We start from the raw sequence: 26,341 nt of genomic DNA on the forward strand, positions 1-26,341 counted from the left end.
GCAATTGTGCATTGCTGCACTCTCTACAAATATAGCGACCACTGTCCCAGTCTCTGTCCAGATTTACGGTAGCGACTTCAGGTCCATTGGGACCGAGAATATCAGATTGACAGATGCTATCGTTATATGTGATCTGCACTAGACACAAATCCTTCCCAAAACAACCCTAAACTCCGAATTCATCCCCCTTTTTGCAAAACACCAATTCCTGTCATTTCTTAAGAAATTAACTGGAATTCCAACCATCTCTTTGGTACCGTGGTGTTCAATAGTATCTTTGTATAGATACTATACACGAACACTGCTTCCAATCCGATTCTCTCGTTTTCCCACTATTCATTCCTGTAATTCTTAATCAATTAAATTACTGAATTCGAAAATCACAACTGAACCTGCTCAGTCTGGCTATAAGGTCTTCTGCATCATGCTCCTGGCGAACTGGCTTAGGTCGATCTCAAAGCGTTGTCGTTCCCCGCGTTCACGTAAATCAGGTCTCCGGTCCCCTCTGGCTCAACGACGTGCATCGACAACCCGCACATATGCCGGCCGAGGCGTTCGGAGAGAGATCGAGGTTCTGGAAGACCGGACGCTGCTGACGTCCACTTTCGATATCGACATCAACCGTACTGTGACTGAGGGTGATTCCGGGACGGTTGATGCTGTCCTGACTGTCACCAGAACGGGAACGACACCAGGCGATCTGAATAGCTCAGTGACTGTGGATTACTTTACTCAAGACAATTCTGCTACAACATCAGACAACGATTATCTGGCGATCAGCGGCACACTCTCTTTTTCAGCCGATGCTGATGCAGTCACCCAGACGCAGACCATTACCGTTCAAATTAATGGAGATCAGCTGTCAGAGGACTACGAAGACTTCTGGGTCATTCTCGATAATATACAAGCTGACAACTCGGATGTGACTTTTGAAAATGACCGCCGGAAAGTCTACATCAGGAATGACGATCAGGTACAGCTCACAATCGATGATGTCACGGTCAACGAGGGATCAGGATATGCCACACTTACCGTATCACTCGATATCCCTGCTGATGATATTCTTAATGTGGATTATACAACGACCGGAGGTCTGATAGCCTCTAGTCCGGAGGACTTCGAACAAACTTCGGGAACACTGATTTTTCTGCCTGGTGAAACCTCGAAGGAGCTGTATGTCAATATTATTGATAACCAGGTAGTCGGATTTGATTCTCTCTTCTATGTCGAACTCAGCAATCTGCAGTCCGGTTATATTGATGCCGTCATTGCTGACGACACCGCGGTTGTGACCATTGAAGATAACGACCGCGAATACCGAAACCTGCACTACGATTTCGAATATAAACAACAAATTCTCCCCAGTGAAACCACGAACGATAATTCACGCTTTGGTTTAACACTTGCCGCCGATGGCGACACCATGATTTCCACCACTCCTTATCAGAGTTATGAGGGAGTGGTTACCCAGGGGCTCGCTTTTGTCTATGTGCGAAATAATCAGGGAACCCCACTGGATCGTTCCGATGATACCTGGGAGTATCAGGCGACCTTACTTCCGCCTGGCGCCCAGGGATACGATCATTTCGGCGTGTCGGTAGCGATCAGTGGAGACACTGCTGTGATTGGAGCACCAAATGCTAAAGATGCTAACGGAGTTCCTCGCGGAGCCGTCTACATCTTTACCCGGACAGGCTCAACCTGGTCACTTCAGCAGAAACTGGATTCAGAGTCTTATATTTACACAAACTATGGTTTTGGTTCTAAAGTCGCGATTGAAGGCGATACCATTCTTGTTGGTGCAACTTACTATGACAGTTCACCAGAATATGTTTCTGTATTTTATCGTACCAACGGAACATGGTCTTTTTCTCAATCCATTGGTATCCCTTATTCCAATCAACCGGGTAAGTTGGGACAAGCATTTGACTGTAGCTTTGTTATTGAAAATAAGACCCTCATCATCGGCTTCCCCAACTATAATAATGATGCGGGTAGAGTTTCTATCTATCGACTGGTAGACGAATATTGGACGTCGGTCCAGACTCTGACCTCACCGGATCTGACAGCCGGTGCGCGATTCGGTTTTTCAGTCAGTCTGGAAAATGATGAACTGCTCATCGGGCAGCCGGGACAGGACGATCAATTGTCTGACCTGGGTAACGCTTACCTGTTTCGCTTCAATTCAGACACAGACCTCTGGGAACTGGAGCAGACTCTGGATTGTCCTTATCCGGATACAGTCTCACAGAATCCCCATTTTGGATCACAGGTACTGCTGCAGGACGGGATGATGTTCATTTCGAGTACCAATAATCCGTACTGGGAAGACATATATGCAGGCGATTCATTCAATAATGGCACCGTCATCCAATACACCAAAGTCGATTCCGAGTGGGTTTATTATGACGAAATCTGGACACCTTACGACAGCTATTACTATACCCTGCTCGAGTCGAATATCGGTTTTGCCAGCCAGATCGCCCTCGCTGATGGAGGCCTGTTTATCAGTGCGCCGGTCTCGAATGAAGTGGGTACCTGGACCGGTTCCGTCTTCTACTTTGGTCCCCAGAAACCCAGAGTCGAAATCACCGAAACGTCGATTACTGAAGGCGACAACGGCTCGCAATGGATGACCGTCGAAGTTACCCGCAAAGGATACAACCCGGGAGATCTGTCGCAATCGGCAACCATCGATTTCTCCACCAGTGATGGTACCGCCAAGATCGCCGATGGTGACTACCAGTCTGCTACAGGAACCCTCAGTTTCTACGGTGACCCGACGGCTTTGACTCAGTCCCAGTTTTTCACAGTGCAGATTACAGGAGATACCCGTGTCGAAGCCGATGAATATTTCTGGGTTAATCTCTCCAACCCCACCGGTGCCGTGGCACTTGCGGACTCAATTCCTTCCAGCGCTAAGATGACTATCAACGAGGATGATCAGGCAACCATCTCGATCGGACCTGACATCACTGTCAACGAAGACACGGGCTATGTTACACTCACGGTTTCACTCGACCAACCTGTCGAAACCGAAGTCAAATTGGATTACCTGACTGTTGCAAACACTGCAACATCGCTTAACGATTACACCTACAAATCGAGTAGGTTGACTTTCGCACCGGGAGAACAGTCCCAGACCATTTCCATCTACATCAGAGACCGGGACGATGTAGAACTCGATGAGAGTTTTCTGGTCAAACTCAGCAACATCCAGGCCTCGGGCGCCGATGTCATTTTTGCCGATGATCAGGCGGAAATCACGATCCTCGATGATGATCAGGCACAAATTACAATCAAAGATGTGACGATTGCTGAAGAAGCGGGGAACGTGGTACTGACCGTCTCGCTTACGCAGCCGGTCGGTGCCGACATGACCATCGATTTCGCCACCTCCGGTAATTCCGCCCTGCCCGGGCTCGATTTCGAATCCACCTCTGGTACGCTCGAATTCCATGCTGGAGATGAAAGTAAAACCATCACGATTCCTCTGATTGATACGGATATGGTGGAACTCCAGGAATCATTTCTGGTCACGCTGAGTAATCTGCAGGCAAACGGATTGAACATCAGCCTGGCAGATGATCAGGCGGAAGTGACCATCAATGACAGTGATCAGGCCACTTTGAGGTTAACTATCGCCTCTTTGTATAACATCTTTTATTCTCTTGACGAATCGGTCGGGTATGCCCGGGCGGTCGTCTATCTCAATGCGCCCGTTGATGCCGAAATCAGGGTTGATTATGCAACCAGCGACGGGAGCGCCAAACAACCTGATGATTACCAGGCAACCTCCGGTACCCTGGTATTCTCACCGCTGGATGAAGATCAAGGCCAGACAGTCCTTATTCCGATTATCGATTCTGATCTCGTCGAAGGTCTGGAGAATTTTCTGGTGAGCCTGTCCAATCTGCAGACCAACGGCCGAAACGTAATCTTTGAGAATCAGGAGGCGGAAGTGCGGATCAGCGATAACGACCGCGCCCTGATCACCATTAATGATACGACGGTTGATGAAGATGCAGGCGTGGCCACTCTCACAGTTTCACTCGATCAGCCTGTCGAAACTGCGGTGACATTCGACTACTCAACACTCAGCAGTTCTGCATCTGCCGTAACCGATTTCATCAGTTCTTCTGGTTCCCTGACGATCTCTCCCGGTTACCTGACACAGACAATCAGCATTCCTCTCGTCGATGCCCCCGAAGTCGAGTTGCAGGAAAAGTTCCGGGTAAACCTGTCTAACATTCAGACGAATGGTGCAAATGTCATCTTTGCTGATTCACAGGGTGAAGTGACCATCAATGACAATGACCAGGCCGGGATCTCGGTACAGGATCTTGTTGTGGATGAAAACACAGGTGTGGCTGCAGTCACCGTCTCGCTCGACAAACCTGTCAACGCAACCGTCAGCGTGAACTACACCACGCTGGACCTGACTGCCACACAGTCTGAAGATTACCTGAGTCGATCGGGAACGCTGATTTTCAATGCGGGGGTCCAGACTCAGACGATTTATATCCCGCTTATTAATTCCAGCCTGGTCGAAGCGGATCAGGATTTCCTGGTAAGTCTCTCTGGTCTTCAGGCAACGGGACGCGATGTGGTTTATGCTAAACAGGAGGCGGTTATCACCATCGCCGACGATGAACAGGCAGTCCTCACAATCAGTAACATGTCCGTGGATGAATCGGTGGGGACGATCACCCTGACAGTCACCCTTGAAGGAAATATCGAGAGTAATATCTCGGTCGACTATAACACTTCCGACCTGACTGCTGTCGCAACAGAAGATTATCTGAGCACTGCAGGAACATTGACGTTTACTCCACAGAATAATTCCAGCACTATAACGGTGTCGATCGTCGATTCTGATCTGGTGGAAGGGGATGAGAGATTCCTTGTCAATCTGACCAATATTCAGACTGCTGGCTTAACTGTAACTCTAGCCAGAGATAAGTCTTATGTCACCATTTTGGACGATGACCAGGCCACCCTTTCCATCGATGATGTCACCGTCAATGAAGCGACGGGCCTCGCCACGCTCACCGTTTCACTCGATCAGGTCGTAGATTCGGTTATTACGGTAGACGTAACGACCGACGATCAGTCTGCCTCCGCAGAAGACGATTACCGCAGCACATCCGGTACCCTGGCATTTCTACCTGGTGAGCTCACCAAAACGGTCAACATCGCCTTGATCGATTCTCCCCTGATGGAAATCAATGAAACATTCCTGGTCAACCTGAGCAATCTGAAAGCAGGTACTGCTGACGTCATCTTCGACAAGCCCCAGGGCACGGTTACGATCATTGACGACGACCCGGCCTTTGTTTCAGTGACTGATATTTCAGTAAACGAAGACGCAGGAAATGCGATTCTGACTGTTTCGCTCAACCAGCCGGTAGACACCCTGGTATCAGTTGACTTTGCGACAGCGGATCAGTCTGCTCTTCAGTCTGAAGACTACCAGAATACCTCCGGTACGGTGACTTTCTCCCCGGGAGAGCAGACCAGGACCATCACGATTCCTCTACTCAACTCAGACAGAGTGGAAGCTGATGAAACCTTTCTGGTCAATCTGACCAAGCTCCAGTCAGGCGTCTATCCGGTTACTCTTGCCGACACGGTCGTCGAAGTCACCATTGTCGACGACAGTCAGTCAAATGTCACCATTGATGATATTTCAGTAGACGAAGCTGCCGGCACAGCAACGCTGACCGTGACTCTCGACCGGCCCGTCGATACCGATATCTCGGTCGACTATGCAACCGCTGACCAGAGTGCCGCAGCTTCACTCGACTACACCGGTGTCAGTGCCACGCTAAACTTTACTGCGGGAGAAGTTTCAAAAACCATCACAGTCCCGATTTTCGATTCCCAGATCGTGGAAGGTGATGAAACCTTTCTGGTCAATCTCTCCAATCTCCAGGCAGGAGGGCGTCATGTTGTCCTGGCAGACGATCAGGCCGTTGCCACCATCAGAGATGAAATACCTGCGATCCTGATTGATGACATGTCAGTCAGGGATGACTCGAGCAGCATCCAGGTGACAGTCTCCCTTGATCAGGCTGTTGCGGACATGGTCACTGTAGACTATGTCACCAGAAATTACTCTGCAGTGGCTGATTCCGACTATCTCAGTGCCTCGGGTACTCTGACATTCAATCCGGGAGAACTTACGAAAACTTTTGAGGTCACGATACTGGAACACACTGGCAGTTTACTGGGAGACAGAAGCTTTCTAGTCGATCTGAGCAATCTCCAGTCCACGGGGGAGGATGTCCGTTTTGCTGATTCTCAGGCAAAAATCACACTTCTGGGCGACGAGCCCTCCACGATCACGATTAATGATATCGTCGTTCAGGAAGGTGACGATGGTCTCACCAGTGCTGTATTTACTGTCACCCGCACCGGCAAAATTGCGGGCGATCTGGATTTTGCGGAAACGGTCAGATTCTTTACAGTCGAGGGCACAGCCAAAAGCTACTTTGACTACGTTCATACGTACGGAACGGTCGATTTCGTGGCCGACGCCTCTGCACTGTCCCAGACGGCAACGATCGAAGTACAGGTCGAAACTGATGTGATCGCCAATCTCGATCAAACGTTTCGTGTACTGATCTATGAAAATACAGGTAATTCGCTCATCACGGACGCAATCGGGACAGCCATCATTGAGGACGATGATCAGCTCGAGTTGACCATTGATGATGTCACCGTTGATGAATCCAGTGGCACAGCGACCCTGACAGTCTCTCTCTCCGGTACTTTTTCCGGTGATGAGCCGCTTACCTTCAACTATGAAACCCGGGATGGAACTGCCGTCGCAGGCACTGATTATCTCCCACTCACCGGCACCGGTTCGATCAACGCCGGTTCAACCAGCACTACGATTACGGTCGACCTGCTTGACTATGATCCACATCAATTCGAAAGAAATTTTGATGTCGTTCTCTCCCAGTTTGGGTTAAACGGACTCGATATCAGAATTGCCGACAGCCAGGCACAGGTCTCAATTCAGCATAACTATCCCTATCAGCCCTTCGATTTAGAGACGAAACTCAGTCCCCAGTCAAGCGACCCTGCATTCACTTCCTTTGGAAGTAATTTTGCAACCGATGGCAATACGTTTATAACAGGCGAAACCAGTCGGAATTACAACAGAGGTGCGGTTCAGATCTTTATCCGCAATGATCAGGGAACGCCCGATGATTTTGACGATGATACCTGGGAATTTCAGGCCGAATTAATTCCGCCTGCTGCCAACGTAAATCATTTCTTCGGTACCTCGGTTGCTGTGGATGGCGATCTTGCCGTGATTGGTGCACCCGGCGCAAAAACCGGTCCGGAAAATATCATCACCGGATCTGTGTATATCTATGAACGCGTCGGAAGTAACTGGTCTCTGAAACAGGAAATCACGGGGTCGGATACAGATACCGACGGAGCATTTGGAACGACCGTCGCCATTGAAGGTGAGACAGTTGTAGTAGGCGCGACCGGTGAAGATTCTGAACGAGGTGCCGTCTATGTGTATTCCAAAGTATTTGACCTCCATGGGGGATCCTGGATCCAAACTGCAAAACTGACAGCGACAACCCCGGCTCCCGAAAGTAATTTCGGCAGCTCCCTGGAATTTGAGAATGAGACGATTGTCATCGGTTCGAAAAACGATACCGAGTTCGGTTTTCAGAGCGGTGCCGTCTACATCGCCACTCTGGTGAACGGGGAATGGACAGTGACTCAGAAACTGCAGTCTCCCCACCCTCATTCTCAAGAACATTTCGGCAACTCGGTTGCACTCCAGGGAAATACACTCGTGGTGGGCACGGTTGATGACAAACAGGATTTCCTGACCAGCGAAGCAGCCTACGTCTTCACGCTCGATAACGGCATCTGGATTCTAACTCAGACCCTGCACGCAGATCAATCCGTCACAGACACAGCCTTTGGGGCAGATGTCGAAATTCAGGATGACCAGATCCTGATCACATCCTGCTCGGAACCGGGCAATCCAGACGCGAATCACATTATTCATGTGTTTCATCTGGTTGATGGGGACTGGGTCTCGCAGGGCGCCATTAATGCCCCTGCCGCTTCGGAACAGATTCAATTCGGCAGTTCGCTGGGAATCGCACATGGCACTGTTTTTATTGGCGCCAGAGACGAAAACAGCGGGGAAGGAACCATTCAGCTCTATCGTCCCACACTACTTCCGGAACTGTCTATCGACTCAGCAGATCTGCTCACACAGCCGGACGGTTCGAAACTGCTGGTTCTGGAAGTGACCCGCTCCACAGGACAGGCAGGCCTGTTGTCCTCGCCAACCATCATGGATTTCGGTACGTTTAACATGGGTGATTCCAGCGGACAGTACCCGTCTATTACAGGGACGATTTCGTTCACCGGGGATCCCAGCGCCACAACTCAAACGGAAACCGTGATTTTACAGGTTGACAGTGATACCTCTCTGAATCTGGATGCGACCTTCGCGATCGGCCTCTCTCCCCGGACGGGAATCGACTATCGACCGCAAACCATCAGTCCGATATCCATTATTGATAATCCTCCCCAGATCACTGTTGATGATATTTCCGTTTCGGAAACTGCTGGCACAGCCACTCTTACTGTCTCTCTCAATCAGACTCTGACTACGCCGGTGTCGGTGGATTACTCCACCAGAGATCAGACAGCCACCGCTTCCGCAGATTACCTGCAGGCTTCGGGCACGCTGACTTTCAATCCGGGGGAGCAGACGAAAACCATTACCGTCTCCCTGGTTGACTCAGATCTCGTTGAGCACAGCGAAACGTTCCTGGTCGATCTGACGAATCTCCAGTCAGGCGGGACGAAAGTTTACCTCAGTGATTCTCAGGCCGAGGTCATTGTGACCGATGATGACCAGGCCACCATTTCCATTGATGATGTCCTGGTCGACGAGGATGCAGGCACAGCAACTCTGACAGTCTCCCTGGATCAGCCAGTCGATGGCGGCATTGCCCTCGACTTTTCCACACGGAATCAATCTGCCATTGATCCGGAAGACTATCTGAAACAGTCAGGTCAACTCTATTTCAATCAGGGAGAATTAACCCAAACCATCACCATTGAGATTGTCGACGATGAAGTCTACGAATTCACGGAAGCCTTCGAAGTGGCACTTTCTCAATTACAGTCCGGGGGATTGAATGTCAGCATTGCCGATTCGGTGGGTCAGGTCGAAATAACCAATACTGACCACTTGCCGCAGATTGAATTTAAAACAAAAATCCTGTCGCCCGCAGGGCCCGAGCAGGATTTTAGATTCGGAAACAAGGTCGCGATCGATGGAAACACATTGATCACCACACCATCAGGCATTCGAAATGTGGACGGCAGTAATGTTCTCGCCTTCATTTATGAACGAAATGACCAGGGCACACCTGAAGATTTCTCGGATGACACTTGGGAATACCAGACTGCACTGTCTGTCGGAGGAACTGGTATACCAAACGTTAGCAACCGTCACTTGAGTGTGGACATCCATGATAATCTTGCACTCGTCTCTTTGGTAGGTAGAACGAGCTCCGGTACGTATACTGAAACCATTTATGTTTTCAGGCAACTAAATGGCATCTGGTCTCATTGGAATACATTTTCTAATCCTGAGTACGGTGATCAATTTTATTCGGGAACAAACATCGGCGTTTATAATGCACGTTCCGGCGAAAGAGTTGTTTTCGGAGTACCGGGAAAAGATGGCTCAGTCGAAGGTGAAGGGGCCATCTATATTTACGAATACCAGGCCAGGACTTATGGGGAATGGGATAAAATAGCAACAATCGTACCTCCTGAGTCTCGGAATATTACTGGTTTTGGCTCCATTCTCGCTTACGAAGATGACACGCTTGTCGTGGGAGCCCCTACTTATTCGGGAACTGTCGATGAAGCAGGGGCTGTCTTTGTTTACAGGAAGTATAATTCAAACTGGATTCTGAGCCAGACGCTGGTAGACAGCAACCCCACTACAGGAGGGCATTTTGGGAAAAGCGTTGATCTGGACGGTAATCGACTCGTCATCGGAGTCGAGAAGCATGACAGCTATTCTCAAAGTCAACACACCACGGTCTCAGGCAATGCCGCTGTTGTATACGATCGAACTTCCGAAGATGATGGATTCAACCTGACAGATATACTTGTTGCCACTGGCCGCGAAGAAAATATTCCCCTGGGAGATCATGTCACGGTCAAGGGTGACACAATCGTTGTCGGCTCAACATCCCTGATTTTTTCCAGTGCTTATCCCAGCCCTCAGGCAGTGATAACACCTACGACGCGTTTCAGTCCCCAGACAATTTATAAAAAGATCAACAACGAATGGGTCAAACAGGCAGTCGTGACATCTCCTGCCAATGCCAGGTATGCAAATCAAGTTGCAATCTCTTCCGAGGGAGAAGTTTTCTTCGCCTCCCCCACTGATGATGAATCTGTCGAGAACAGCGGATCGATTCATTATTTCGGGCCCAACCGACCTCCTGAAGTCTCAGTCATCAAAGCGGAGGTGACGGAAGGCGATCAGGGCACGCAACAGGTTACCGTACTGGTGGCGCGCCAGGGCACAAAACCCGGTGATTTGAGTCTCCCGGCTTCGGTTGCATTCACAACCAGCGATGGAACTGCGACAGTTCTTGATGGTGACTATAGCGCACAGAGTGGCATGCTTGACTTTACCGGTGATCCCTCTGCCATTTTACAAACTCGTGAAATTACAATAGACATTCACGGCGATACCGATATTGAACCTGCAGAACTGTTCAATATCGAGCTGTTGTACTGGGTAGGCGACGTCCGGTTCACTTCCTCCAGCAATTCGACCGTCACGATCCAGCCCGATGATCGGGCCCTGATTTCGATCGATGATGTTTCTGTAGATGAATCGGCAGGCAGTGCCACGCTGACTGTTTCGCTCGATCGCCCCGTTCTCTCAACGATCGAACTGGATTACCAGACAGCCAGTCAGACAGCAACGGCATCTGAAGACTATCAGCCCACCTCGGGCAGTCTGATCTTTAATGTCGGAGAACAGACTAAATCCATCTCAATTCCGATCAATGATAGCGATCTGGTTGAATCGGACGAGACTTTTCTGGTGAACCTGCTGAACCTGCAAGCCGACACATTACCAGTCACTTTTGCCGACGATCAGGCTCAGGTTACCATCACCGACAACGACCAGGCTCGGATTTCAATCGACGATGTAACTGCAGATGAAGCTGCAGGCACCGTTACACTGACAGTTTCACTCGACACGCCCGTTGATTCCAGCATCTCTGTCAACTATGCCACCGGCGACCAGAGCGCCACCAGTCCGGACGATTACCTGAGCCAGACCGGTACGATTACATTTGATCCACAGGAACAGTCGAAAACATTTACCATTTCCATCTTTGACTCGCTGGCTATTGAAGGAGATGAGACGTTCCTGGTCAACCTGACCCAGATTCAGTCGAATGGATATAACGTCATTTTCGCCGATGACCAGGCCACCGTCACTATTGAAGATGAAACGCCAGAAATTTCGATCGATGACATCACCGTTAATGAAAACGCCGGAAACGCAACTTTGACTGTCACCCTCGATCAGGCTGTGGCGAACACTTTTACTGTTGACTTTGCGACTTCTGATCAGACTGCCAAACAGACCACTGATTATCTCAGTACTGCAGGCACTCTGACCTTTAATCTGGGGCAGCTCACACAAACGATAAACGTACCGCTCGTGGACGACGGTCCTCTTGAATTTGATGAAACCTTCCTGGTCAGCCTGTTCAATATTCAATCAAGCGGAATCAATGTGATTTTCGCAGATGCACAGGCTGAGGTTACCATCGTCGATGACGAGAAACCGACGATTTCCATCGACAATGTCACAATTCAGGAAACAGACAGCGGCACTAACAACGCTGTCTTCACAATTACCCGATCCGGGAAAAATCCGGGGGGACTGGATTTTAGTGAGCAAATTGATTTCACCACTCAAGACGGCACTGCCATCGCCGGACGGGATTACATTGCGACTCAGGGATCGATCAACTTTGCAGCAGATGCCACAGCGCTGATCCAGACAGCCACCGTCGAAGTCCAGATTTACGGAGATACTTATACCGAGCTTGCTGAAACTTTCCTGGTCCTGCTGTCAAATACAGCCAGTCAGTCAACACTCCTTGAGGAAGCTGGAACAGGCACCATCAACAACGACGATTCATCTCAACTTCTCATTAACGACGTCACCGTGGATAAAGCCGCCGGCAGAGCACTGCTGACAGTGACTCTCACCAATCCGGTTGAGGAGGCCGGACTGGTTTCAATTGATTTTGAAACCGTGGCAGGCACCGCACTTCCCGGCATCGATTATGAACCGACATCAAATATCATTACTTTCGGACCGGGAGAACAATCGAAAACAATCAGCATTGTCACCTACAACAATACCCCCGACTGGCAGGAACCCGATAAATCGTTTGCCGTAAATCTGTTTAATTTAAAAAACAGTGGCCTGTATGTGACTCCCATCAACAGCTACGCGACGGTCGTTTTAGAAAACAATAATTCCGTATCGGAATACGAATTTAATTCGAAACTATATGCAACCGAAAACCCACAAGTCGATTCTCATTTCGGTGATCAGCTCTCTGTTGATAACAATACTCTGATCTCCTCTTCGCCTGAGGGGGTGACCGTCTATGTGCGTAACCAGCAGGGAACCCCCGCTTATTTATTCGACGATACCTGGGATATCCAGGCCTTGATTCAGGCCCCCGAGGGAGCGTCTGACTCAAACTTTGGTGCTTCTATTGCCATCAGTGGTGATACGATCGTCATCGGCGCAAACGAAGCGCATGCAGAAGGCAGTACAGATCTGACAGGCGCAGTTTTTATCTATACCAGAAATGGTTCCGACTGGAACCTTCAACAGAAAATCACCGCTTCTCAATTTGGTAATGGTAATTTCGGCTCAATCGTCGCCATCGAAGGTGACCTTCTGGTCGCGAGTAGTGCAGAGCAGATCGGGAGAGTCTATATCTTTTCGCGCGAGAACGGCGTCTGGTCGGAAGAGGCAGAAGTATCCGGCAATATTAGTCTGGATACAGTAAATTATGTTTCCAGTCTGGCCATCGATAATTCTACGATTGTCATCGGCTCTAATACGGAGAGTGGATACAATCATATCAGCACGGTAGCCATCGTAGAGAAAGTCAACAACGTCTGGAGTGTGACACAGAAACTGGAGAATTCCGATTTAGGTTATGGTTCCAGTGTTGATATCGAAGACAATATAATAGTGGTCGGAGCTCCCGATTATGCTACTCTCTCAGGGGGCTATACCAGTCGGGGTAGAGTTCTGATTTACAGACTGGAAAATGGTGAATGGACTGGTCCCTCATATCTCTCTGATTCCTATATTGCCAACAACACCCGTTTTGGCAAACAGGTATTACTTCAGGACGGTCTGCTACTGGTCAGTGGCAATGATTTCCGCGGTGATGCCGACAATAATTCAAAAATCCATATCTTTCAGTTTCAGGGTTCAGACGTTCAAAGACAGGGAGAGATTCTCACTACAGACGAAGACAAGGATATCATATTTGCACACTCGATCGGGATTTCCGATGGCACTATTCTGATCGGTGCCCCTGACGATACAGACCCCAGAAATACAGGCGCCATCCACATCTACGGACCGGCCCATCCCCCCATCGTCTCCATTGATAGTGCCAGACTGGCTGTGAAAGAAGATGGCTCGAAGGAACTCATCCTGGAAGTCACACGTAGTGGTTCCAGTCCTGGTGATTTGAGTGCTGAAGGTTCCGTCGAATTCAGTACGTTTAATCTGGGAATTTCCAGCAGTACATTTCAGTCCATCACCGGCACGTTCGAGTTCACCGGGGATCCGAACGCGGTTTCACAAACCCAGATCTTCCATTTTTCTGTCAACAACACTGTCAACCTGGATCTGGAAAATCCACTTGTCCTGGGGATGTATAATTTATCGGGAGATGTCTTCCTCCCCGAGGCAGTCAGTACTCCCATAGATGTTTTTGAAAATCCGGTACTGATCTCGATAGATGATAAGGTCGTATCAGAATCAGATGAGACAGTGACTCTGACGGTCTCCCTCAACCAGCCTCTCGATACCGAGATCAGTATTGACTTTGCTACGCAATCCCAGACTGCGGATCGAAATGATTACCAGGAGAGTTCAGGCACCCTGACCTTCGCCGCCGGAGAACAGACCAAGACCATTACCATCGATATCAGGGAAACGAACTGGGTTGAACTGGCAGAAACGTTTCTGGTCAAATTATCCAATATCCAGTCTGACCGCGCTGATATCTTCCTGATCGATTCTCAAGCTCAAGTGACCATCATCGATGAGGACACTGCCACTGTTTCTATCAATGATATTACCGTTCACGAAGATGACGGCAAAGCCACACTGACAGTCTCCCTGGACCATCGGGTGGATTCTGGAATTACAATCAATTTTGCAACGGTTGATCAAAGTGCCGTCGATTCAGAGGATTATCGCTCCTATTCATGGGTACTCGAATTTAGTCAGTACGATTATACCCAGACCATTGATATCACTTTAACCAACGACGAATTGTTTGAACTGACCGAAACATTTGAAGTCATTCTGAGTCAACTCAACTCTTATGGGCGGAGTGTGACGATTGCTGACAATACGGGAATTGTCGAAATCCTGGATGACGATCAGTCGCAATTTGCTGAATTCGATTCGAAAATCTTCTCCTCGGAGATTGCAACGGATGGCTATTTCGGCCGGGCGATGGCAGTAGATGGTGATACCCTGGTTGTCGGTTCTTATTTTTTCTCTAGCCATCCGACCCTTGAACCAGCCGTTTATGTCTATACTCGTAATGACCAGGGAACAACTGGAATCGAATCAGATGACACCTGGGAATTCCAGGCGAAACTGACTCCATCAGGTGGCGGAACCTGGGTTTTCGGCGGTGCGGTAGCCATCAGTGGGGGTATCATCGTCGTTGGTGACACACACGACATTACAAACGGTGAAGACAGTGGTGCGGTTTATGTCTTTCGCCGCTCAGGTCAAACCTGGTCCCTGGATCAGAAACTGGTCGCCTCCGATGGTGGCAGCCATGACTATTTTGGTGATGAGGTGGCCATTGAGAACAACACGATCGTTGTCGGTGCCTATAGCGCCGATCTGCGCAATAGTAATGGAGACGTAATCCTGGAGAATTCCGGAGCAGTCTATGTCTTCAACCAGGAAATCGACGACTGGGTCGAAAATGCCAAACTGGTGGCTGATGATCCTCAAGCAGGGAAATCTTTTGGAATTAGTCTGGCGTTGGATGGAAACACCATTCTGGTCGGTGCTCCCCGGGATGGATTAGCAGGTCCCCAGATCCCTGATTCCGGAAATGGCGCCGTCTATGTTTTCGAACGCACCACTTCAATCTCGAAAGTCTGGAATCAGACTCAGAAATTAACTCCCAGTCGGGATTATGAGGGGCAGCATTTTGGTGAATCAGTCAGCATAGAAGGTGACACACTTGTCGTCGGAGCTGGTTCCTATCAGAAATGGGATCCGGATACGCGAATTTACTATCGCACGGGTGCAGCTTATGTCTTTACCAGGAACTTTTACGGGGACTGGAGTGAACAGCAGATTCTGGAGTCGGAAACTTATCAGGAAGTCTATTTCGGGGATAAGGTGGAAATCGAAAACGGAATGATCGTCGTTCAATCATTCAATGCCTTGCCCTATCCCGACTCAAGCAGGACCCTGCATGTCTATTCTGAGCAGAATCACAACTGGACCTTGCAAGAGAAATTTTCCGGATCAGACCCGGTCGACAACGGAGCCTTTGGTTATAATTTTGGAATAAGCGGAAATACCATTCTCATCAGTGACGTCAGTAACGATGAACAAGCATCAAATGCAGGAGTCATTTATGTAAGATCTCTTTATAATCTGCCTCTCGTAACAATTGAGGATGTCACCATCACGGAAGGCGATAATGGCTCTCAACTGGTCACAGTTCAGGTAACGCGGAAGGGGAATAAGAAAGGCGACTTGAGCATCCCTGCCTTGATGGAATTCACCACTCTCAACGGTACGGCTACAACACTTGATGGTGACTATTTTGAAAAATCAGGGACGCTTGCCTTCGAGGGTGACGCCGACGCCCTGTCACAAACCCGGACAATTTCAATTTATATCCAGGGTGATATCCGGTTGGAGGATGATGAAGAATTTTATGTTGAATTGTCGAATGCAATTGGTATGGCCCGCCTCATCCAGACTACAGCGACTGTGACCATCACGAACGACGATCGTATCACGATCTCTGCCAGCGACTTGACAGTGAATGAATCCGAACAGTCGGCTGAAATCACTGTCCGATTAAGTCATCCTGTCTCCGAGGAAGTCAGAGTGAGTTACAGGACAACAGGACAGTCCGCGACCACAGGTACTGACTTTCAGTCGACCTCTGGTACTCTGATTTTCAATCCCGGAGAACAGACGAAAATGATCACGGTTCCGCTGATCAACTCTGAAGAGGTGGAAGGAGACGAAAAGTTTGTAGTCAGCCTGTTCAGTCTGGTTTCCGGATCTACAGATATCACAATACCGGATCCAGTATACTGGGTCACCATCATCGACGATGATCAGGCAAAGGTATCCATAAGTGACCTGACCATTGACGAGGAAGCCGGTTTTGCCACGCTGACAGTCTCGCTCGACCAGACCGTTGAATCGAATGTCTCCCTCGATTACTCCACCGTAGATGGAACTGCACTCAGCGGTGAAGACTATGAAAGTACCACCGGCACCGTGACTTTCAATCCCGGTGAGCAGTCAAAGACGATCACCATCCCCATCATCAATACGAACCTCATCGAAGCCGATGAAACCTTCCTGGTCAACCTGAGTAACCTCCAGGCAAACGGCCTCGATGTCATCCTTGCGGATACTCAGGCTGAAGTTACCATCACGGACTCCGATCAACCATCGTTTTCCATCGACGACATCACAGTCAATGAAGATGCTGGAACTGCAACTCTTACAGTAACCCTGGATCAGCCCCTCACCTCTGTGATCACGGTCGATTTCGCCACTGCGGATCAGGACGCGAACAGCATTTCCGATTACCAGCAACAGTCCGGAACCCTGACGTTCAATCCCGGTGAGACGACTAAAACCATTGAGATTATCATTCTTAACTCTGACTCCACCGAAGCAGACGAAACATTTCTGGTGAACCTGCTCAATCCGCAATCCAGTATTTTCCAGCCTACGCTGACCGACAATCAGGCGGTTGTGACGATTCACGATGATGATCAGAGTACTCTTTCGATTGATGACATCGCTGTCGATGAAAATACCGGAACCGCTTTGATCACTGTTTCTCTCGATCAAAAGGTCGAGGGAGTCCTTACCGTTGATTTTGCGACGGCAGATCAGGTCGCGGTCAGTGGTACTGACTATCTGGCTACCTCAGGAACGCTGACATTTAACCCCAATAATCTGACTCAGACGATCTCTGTCCCTCTGGTGAATTCAGAACTGGTGGAACTTGACGAAGTATTCCTGATCAACATATTCAACCTGCAGACGCAGGGACTGGCAGTCAGTATTGCTGATCCCCAGGGAGAGGTCACAATCCGCGATGATGACCGGGCAACAGTTACCATCGATGAACTGACCGTCAATGAAGAGACCGGCTCCGCCACACTCACGGTCTCACTTGATCATCCGGTCGATACCAGCATCTCTCTCGATTACAGTACGGCTGACGGTACAGCAATCAGCGGCAGCGATTATCAGTCCACGACCGGCACGCTGACTTTCAACCCGAATCAGCAGACTCAAACCATTACCATTCCATTGATCAATACGGACCTCGTGGAAGACGAGGAATACTTCCTGGTGAACCTGAGTAACCTTCAGCCAAACGGACGCGATGTCGTTCTGGGAGTGACTCAGACAAATGTCACTATCACCGACACCGATCAGCCAGCGTTTTCCATAAACGATATCACAGTTAATGAAGGCACTGGAACCGCGAATGTTACGGTCACCCTCGATCAGCCACTGACGTCCATCGTTACGGTCGATTTCTCAACATCAGACCAGACAGCCACCAGTGGCAGTGACTACCAGGCTGCCTCCGGCACCCTGGTCTTTAACCCGGGAGATACTTCCATAATCATCCAGATCCCGCTCATCGACACTGACAGCACAGAAGTAGATGAAACGTTCCTGGTCAACTTAAGCAATCCACAATCCAGCGTTTACCAGCCGACTCTGGCCGTCCCTCAGGCAGTTGTCACCATTCAGGATAATGATCCTGGCAGTATCTCCATCAATGACATTACCGTGGATGAAGGTGCAGGAACTGCGCTCGTCACCGTATCACTTGATCGGGAAGCAAACACTGCTATTTCCGTCAACTATGCCACCGCTGATGGTTCGGCTGTCAGCGGTTCCGATTATCAGTCTACATCCGGCACCCTGACCTTTAACCCGGGAGATACAAGCCTTACCATCTCAATCCCATTGATTGACTCTGATCTGATTGAAACCGCTGAATCATTCTATGTGAACTTGTCGAATCTGCAGGCTCCCGGTCTGGATGTCAGCCTCGCCGATGACCGAGGGCAGGTCACCATAAAAGATGACGACCGGGCAATACTCTCAATCCAGAACCTCACCGTCGATGAAGATATCGGTACTACCCTCCTGACAGTTTCTCTTGATCAGCCGCTGCTGACCAGCATCGCGATCGATTTTGAAACACTCAACGGCACCGCTCTGGCCAATTCAGATTTTACTTCAACATCTGGTACACTGATCTTTAACACAGGGATCACAACACAAACCATCAGCTTGACAATCCTGGATGACGACCTGCAGGAACCAGCAGAGTCATTTTTCGTCAAGCTCTCCAGCCTGGAGCAGAACGGCTCCCCCGTCGATCTTGTCAACGATCTGGCGGAAATCACGATCCTGGATAACGATCTGGCAAAACTCTCTATAAATGATATCGAGGTCAATGAAGATCTCGGGACTGCCACTCTGACTGTTTCTCTTGACCGGACGCTGACGACTGCTTTTTCAGTAGACTTCCTTACGATCGACGGCACCGCTGAAGTTAACTCTGACTATCTCACCAACAGCGGCACTCTGACTTTCAATCCGGGAGACGTGACGAAAACCATCGACGTTTCCATTGTGGATTCAGACAACGTCGAGCTCACCGAAACACTGCAGGTGCAACTCACCAACCTGCAGGCAGCAGACTATCTGGTCAGCCTGTCCGATCCTGTTGGAGAAATCAGCATTCTGGATGATGATCAGGCTACGCTCTCAATCGACGATATCACTGTCGATGAAAATTCAGGCACTGCTCAACTGACCGTCTCACTGAGTCAGCCAGTAGAATCAACGGTGCTGGTTGAGTATGCCACAGCTGACCAGACCGCCGTTGCACTCTCTGACTATCTGCAGACCAGCGGCACTCTCACTTTCTATTCAGGTGAAACGACAAAATTTATTACCGTCAATCTGGTTGACAATGATCAGTTGGAAACAGACGAAAACCTGTTAGTGAACCTGAGCCAGCTCCAGTCCAGTGCCGATGTCATCATTCTTGACAATCAGGGGCTGATCACGATCCACGACGAAGATCAGGCTACGATTTCTCTGCAGGATGTGATCGTCAGTGAAACCGCCGGAAAAGCGATCCTTACAGTCTTGCTCGACAAATCGGTTGACTCAAATGTCACCTTGAATTTCACCACCATCGATCAGAGTGCCACATCCCCCGAGGATTATGTCAGTCAATCCGGCATTCTCACGTTCGCTTCGGGAACAAAACACCAGACGATCGAAATTGATCTGGTTGACAGTGCCCAGGTAGAACTCCTGGAAACATTTGATGTGCAACTCAGCAATATCCAGTCTGATGGTTTGAATTTCGTCTTCGCTGACGACCGGGCTACCATCACCATTAAAGATGACGATCTCGGCGATTATGAATGGAAGTCCAAACTGTATGCCGAGGGAACCGTTCATCCCGCTGATGTCTTCGGCTATAATAACGCCGTCGATGGTGACACGCTGATTTCCGGTTCACCGGGTTGGGATCATATTCATAATGGCCCGGAAGGCCCCTTCCTCAGCTATGGCGGCGCCTTCATCTATGTCAGGAATGACCAGGGCACTCCTGACTATTCCGGTGATGATACCTGGGACTATCAGTCAACGTTATTTGCTTCTGATGCCGACACATATTCAGACAATTATGGCTGGTCGGTGGATATCAGTGGAGATACCGCCGTTGTGGGGGCTCCCCAGGGCGACGGAACTATAGATAATATAGGATCTGCATACGTCTACACACGCTCGAACGGCGTCTGGACCTTCCAGCAGGAACTGAATGCTTCCGATGCCAAGTTTAACAGTTTTTTTGGCAGCATTGTCACTATCGAAGGCGACACGATCGTTGTCGGGGCAAGAGTCGAAAACAACAACACTGGCTCCGCGTATGTCTTTACGCGAGTTGATGGAGTCTGGACCGAGACAGCGAAACTGGTGGCTGATGATGCTGAAGAAGAGATGAATTTCGCCAATACAATAGATATTGAGAATTCTACCATTGTCGTTGGAGCGATGTATGAATCTGAAACGTATCCAAGGAGTGGAGCCGTTTATATTTTTACCGAGCAGGATGGCGTCTGGACACAATCTCAGAAGCTGAAAGATTCTACCCCTGGCACGTATGGGAGATTTGGTAATTCAGTCAGCCTGGAAGGTGATCTGCTCCTAATTGGTGCACCATCCTATCTGAATTATTCTCATAGTGCAGGAAAAGCCGTTCTTTACCAGCGCAACCCCGAAAATGGGTTATGGTCGCCTTTACAGAATCTGGTTGCATCAGACGCTGCATTTAATTCCCACTTCGGAAATTATGTGGAAATCCATAATGAGCAGATTTTCGTTTCCGCAAGCTCTGATCCGACAGGAGTCGATGTGAACGGAGCGGTCTACCGTTTTGAGCAGGTAAATCAGGCCTGGGTTGAACAGCAGAAATTCAGTTCCCCGGATGCTGATCCCAGTGATTTTTATGGAGCGAGCTTTGTTGCCGCAAACGACATGCTACTGATCAGCGCTCGCTATGATGACGATGTCGCCTTCAATACCGGTTCGCTCTATCTCTACGGACTTCCACAAAATCCGGCCATCACAATCGACGACGTCAGCATCACTGAAGCAGACGATGGCTCCACCATGATCATCGCGAATGTCACACGCACCGCCACAAAACCTGGAGAACTGATTTTTGAGGCAACCGTCGATTTCAGCACCATCGATGGCACCGCCACCATCGCAGACGGCGATTACGAAAACACGACAGGCACCATTACTTTTGAAAGTGATCCGAATGCCTCCAGTCAAACCCAGACCATTTCCATTCGCATTTATGGCGATACTCTGCTGGAAACCGACGAAACGTTCGGCATCAAGTTACTGAATGTCACAGGCCATGCCCGCATCGCCGATTCGGAAGCGACTATCACTATAGAAAATGATGACCAGGCGACGATCTCCATCAACGATGCGATCATCGACGAAGACGCCGGCAGCGTCTCAATCACGGTATCTCTCGACCATCCCATCGATACGAGCATCAGTGTGGATTATGCCACGGCAGACCAGACGGCGAACTCTGCCAACGACTACACCACTACGACTGGCACATTGACTTTCAGCCCCGAAATTCAGTCGCAAACCATTGTCATTGCCATCACCGACACAGATCTGGTGGAGTGGGACGAAACATTCCTCGTCAATCTCTCGGGACTCCAGACGAATGGAAGAAACGTGGTACTCGGAGACGCTCAGGCAGTCATCACCATTCATGATGATGACCAGGCGGCAATCTCCATCAACGATGCAACCATCGACGAAGACGCCGGCAGCGTCTCAATCACGGTATCTCTCGACCACCCCATCGATACGAGCATCAGTGTGGATTATGCCACGGCAGACCAGACCGCGAACTCTGCCAACGACTACACCACTACGACTGGCACATTGACTTTCAGCCCCGGGGATCAGTTACAAACCATTGTCATTCCCATTACCGACACTGATCTGGTGGAGTGGGACGAAACATTCCTCGTCAATCTCTCGGGACTCCAGTCAAATGGAAGAAACGTGGAACTCGGAGATGCTCAGGCAGTCATCACCATTCACGATGATGACCAGGCGGCAATCTCCATCAATGATATCTCTGTCTCTGAAGATGTGGGTACCGCGTTGGTAACCGTCACACTCGACATGCCCGTTACACAAACAATCAGTGTCAATTACGCATTAAACGATCTGACAGCCCTCAGTTCTTCCGATTACACCGATACTTCAGGCACATTAACCTTTCTGCCTGGGGACCAGACAAAAACCATCAGCATTTCCATTACCGACACTGATATTTTTGAAAATGATGAAATCTTCCAGGTACAACTCTCTCAGCTCCAGGCAAATGGATTAAATGTCGTGCTGGAAGATGATCTGGGGGAAGTTACCATCGTGGATGAGGCAAGCGGGTCGGCTGAGATTCAACTTCGCGTCGTAGATACTCCTACGATTACCGAACTCTCCGGCGAATCTGATACTTTACCCACACATCTGAACAATGTCAGTGAATGGGATACCTACTGGGTAGAATTCTGGATTGATACCAGCATACCTGTAAACCAGGGCGTCTTCTCGGCAGGGTTGGATTTCCATTACGATACAGCTTTCACTTCCGCTACAGAAATTGAATACGGAGCTGGTTTTGACACGAACCAGTCAGGGACCGTCGATGATCAGGCGGGAACCGTCTCGGATCTTTATGCGGAAACGAGTACAGATCATCTGGGTGAATCCCGTTTCCTGCTCTTTGCCCGACTGAAGTTTGAACCGCTGGCAACAGATCAGGTTGTCGTCGATATGGACGGCAAAAGTATCGGCCCCTATCACCTGGGGTTTGATATCACCTCCCAGCAGGTCTCCCTGAGTGGAGATGTTCCCGTCTATACATCAGTGTCAAACTTCTCTCAGACGCATATCTGGGCCAACCCGTTTGACTTCAATGATGATGACAAAATCAACTACCGGGATCTGATTCTTTTAGCAGGCGATTATAGTGATATCCCCAGTGAGTCTGATTCACAAAACAGCTGGATCTCTGATCTGAATCAGGACAACAAGGTGAATTATCGGGATTTAATTCTACTCGTCGGTAACTACGGAAAAAATAAAGCCGACAATCGCACTATCACCTACCCTGCCAACTATCCCGAGGTCTGGAATCAACATTTACTCGTCAATACCCTGACAGAAGCAAAGCCGGATCCTGAAACAGTCACCCAGTCAGCTGCTGAAAATACGCTGACCTCGATTGTGAAACAAATTCAGCCAGAACTTGATCCTGTTCAACAGAATTCACTGGCACAGGTCAGTATTCAGGTCGTCGATTTGCAGGGAGATGCGCTCGGGCATGTTATTTCCAATACGATTTATATTGACGCGAATGCTGCAGGATATGGCTGGTTTATCGACACGACTCCTTTCGATCACTCCGAATTTGTTTATACCAGTGATTTAACACTCATTGCACTGGAAGACGGCCCGGCTGCGAACCAGGTTGATCTCTGGACCGTAATCATGCACGAGCTCGGTCACATTCTCGGAGTAGACCACGCAGCTGAAGGCGTGATGCAGAATACTCTGGATCCCGGCATTCGTAAACTGCCCGGGTTCCTGGAAACTCTGAATGAATCTTCTCAGCAGCCCGAAAATGAGATCGATGATTTCTTCTCGGATATGACGGAAGACATTGACCTGATTGTTCTGTAAAGCACCGTCATCGAAGTCTGTCGAGCACATCCTCTCCCTTATATATCGTAAATCCCGACTCGGGCGGTGTTAATTTCAGCGCTCATCTCGATGAGTCTTTTCTGTTAACCATCAGTATGCAGTATGAATTTGCATGTGATTGATCTGGCACAACTGTTGTATAAAAAGGGTTACCAATTGAATACACCTGAATTTTTACAGCAGGAGAACAGCCATCGTGCCCAGACTGACCGCCAGAAAGAATTTCGACGGTCTCTCTGTTCGAGAACTGAGGAGCGTCCGGAAGTCATTGAATTCTGCCTCATACACTTCGGGAAAGCGTGTTCAACTCGACCGGATTCCCAATGTGGTACTGTTCGTGGTAAGCCGGGGATATCCAGAAAGTCTTGCCAGAGCTTTCACATCAGAAGTCGAATGATTTCGTCTGATGGATCGTAACAGGGCTGGAGATGTTTCACGCCGGTAATTTACCGGTTGGCCTGTCGTCTTTGATCGACTCGACCAGAACCATGACGGCCTGATCTCCCCTGGTGACGCGGAGAAAGACAACTGAAACCGGAATGGAGTCCCTGTGATGGCCATTCCGGTTTCAGTGGATTTTGTCTTCCGTTATTTTGCAAATCACATGTTGATTTCGTAACCCTTGCGGTTTTCACGCGAGAGGAACGAGTTTGCCTGTGCGTCGTCGATGATTTCCCGTTTTTTGGGATCCCATTTGAGGTCACGCCCCAGACGCATGGAGATATTAGAGAGGTGGCAGATTTCCAGCATGCGGTTATGCGACCAGACATCGGAGATCGGCTGCTTGCGTGAATTCATGGCTTCAATGAAGTTGGCAGTGTGGTTCGCGCTGACCTTTCCGCCATAAACTTTTTCGATCGCGTCTTCCGGCAGCGGATTGTCTTTCAACGCTTCGACAGGTGCCCCGACGATCTTGCCACGGTTGACGAAGAACCGGCCTTCTGTACCTTCGAAGAGAATACCATTATCACCTTCACTGGTGATAATCATTTCCACATCGTTGGGCATATCAACCTTGATTTTGAATTCCGTGGCAGCATTGTACTGATCGTTCACCGTCGGGAAACCATCCTTGTATTCGACAGGCAGTTTATACTCAACCGGCGATACTTTGCTGGGACCGGTATCGCTCGCGCCCAGTGCCCAGCAGGCGATGTCGACATGATGTGCGCCCCAGTCGGTCAACTTCCCGCCAGAATATTCATGCCAGTTTCGGAAGGAGTAGTGACAGTTACTGTAAAGCGGAACGCCTCCGCCATATCCTTCGCGCATTTCGGGGAGTGCACGGTAATCAACCTTGGGAGCCGGTCCCAGCCAGAACTCGTAATCCAGTTCTTCAGGAACAGAAGCCACAGGAATGACAGGAGAGCCTTCCATTCCATTGATGCCACAGGTTACTTTTTTCACCGTACCGATACGACCATCCCTGATTAACGCGATCGCCTGCAGGAACCGCTGTCCTGATTCCGAACGCTGCATGGTACCTACCTGGAAGACGCGGCCTGTTTCTTTAACGACTTTTTCAATCAATTTGCCTTCATCAATCGTGAGTGTCAAAGGTTTTTCACAGTAGACGTCTTTCCCGGCGTACATCGCTTCCACTGCGATTTTGGTATGCCAGTGATCGGGTGTCGCGATCATGACTGCGTCGATGTCTTTGCGATCCAGAACTTTGCGATAGTCTTTGTAAGCGTCTGGTTTCTTACCCTGTTTCTTTTCTGTTTTTTCGACATTCGCGCCAAGTACGTTGGCGTCCACGTCTGCGAGTGCTGCAAAATCGGCAAATTTGAATGACTTCGAGGTAATCGCCCACCCCTGGTTCCGCAGCCCGATCGTGGCAAAAACAGGACGGTCATTAGGCGACTCATATCCGAATGCTCGATGGGCCGAAGGGCTGAAAACAGCGGCAGCCCCTGTGAAGGCAACTCCCTGAATAAAATTGCGACGTGTAATTTTTTTAGATGCTGACATCGAGCGATTTCCTCTTCGAGATATTTATCAGAAGTCCTGTATAAGAAAGTACGTTGACACCACTGGGGGCGTTGGAAACGCCACGAAACTGGTGCGCATTGTGATCACCGATTCTATAGGAATAAACCTGTTGAGTATACCGTAAACAGGTCAGCCTCAGTACATGTGTCACCTGCAAGTTATTGCAGGTACCCGGTCTGGAACCTGGTAATAATCCGACTTTTGATGTTTTTTACCCTAAATTTCAATTTGATAAGTTGTCTTGTTCAGCCCTCAGACATAGACTACATGTGAATTATTCCCGTAAAGACTATTAGTCAGGCTTACGGTCTGATGAAATCCCTCCCCGCGCCGCTCACCAGAATGCAGTTAAACGCGACTAACCATGACATCCGGCAGGGT

2 protein-coding genes are annotated in these 26,341 nt (G+C 49.3%); one reads left to right on the forward strand and one right to left on the reverse strand.

Annotated features, from left to right (window positions below):
• The first annotated feature begins 424 nt into the window (after positions 1-424).
• Positions 425-23,947 carry a Calx-beta domain-containing protein gene (locus tag GmarT_RS25400; RefSeq protein WP_002647206.1) on the forward strand — a complete coding sequence of 7,841 codons (23,523 nt, stop codon included), beginning with the start codon at positions 425-427 and terminating at the stop codon, positions 23,945-23,947.
• Positions 23,948-24,568: 621 nt separating this feature from the next.
• Here GmarT_RS25400 and GmarT_RS25405 read toward each other — a convergent pair.
• Positions 24,569-25,939, reverse strand: coding sequence for a Gfo/Idh/MocA family protein (locus tag GmarT_RS25405; protein WP_002647205.1), 1,371 nt, complete (start codon positions 25,937-25,939; stop codon positions 24,569-24,571).
• Positions 25,940-26,341 lie beyond the last annotated feature (402 nt).

This window comes from Gimesia maris (assembly GCF_008298035.1).
In the GTDB taxonomy this organism is placed as follows: domain Bacteria; phylum Planctomycetota; class Planctomycetia; order Planctomycetales; family Planctomycetaceae; genus Gimesia; species Gimesia maris.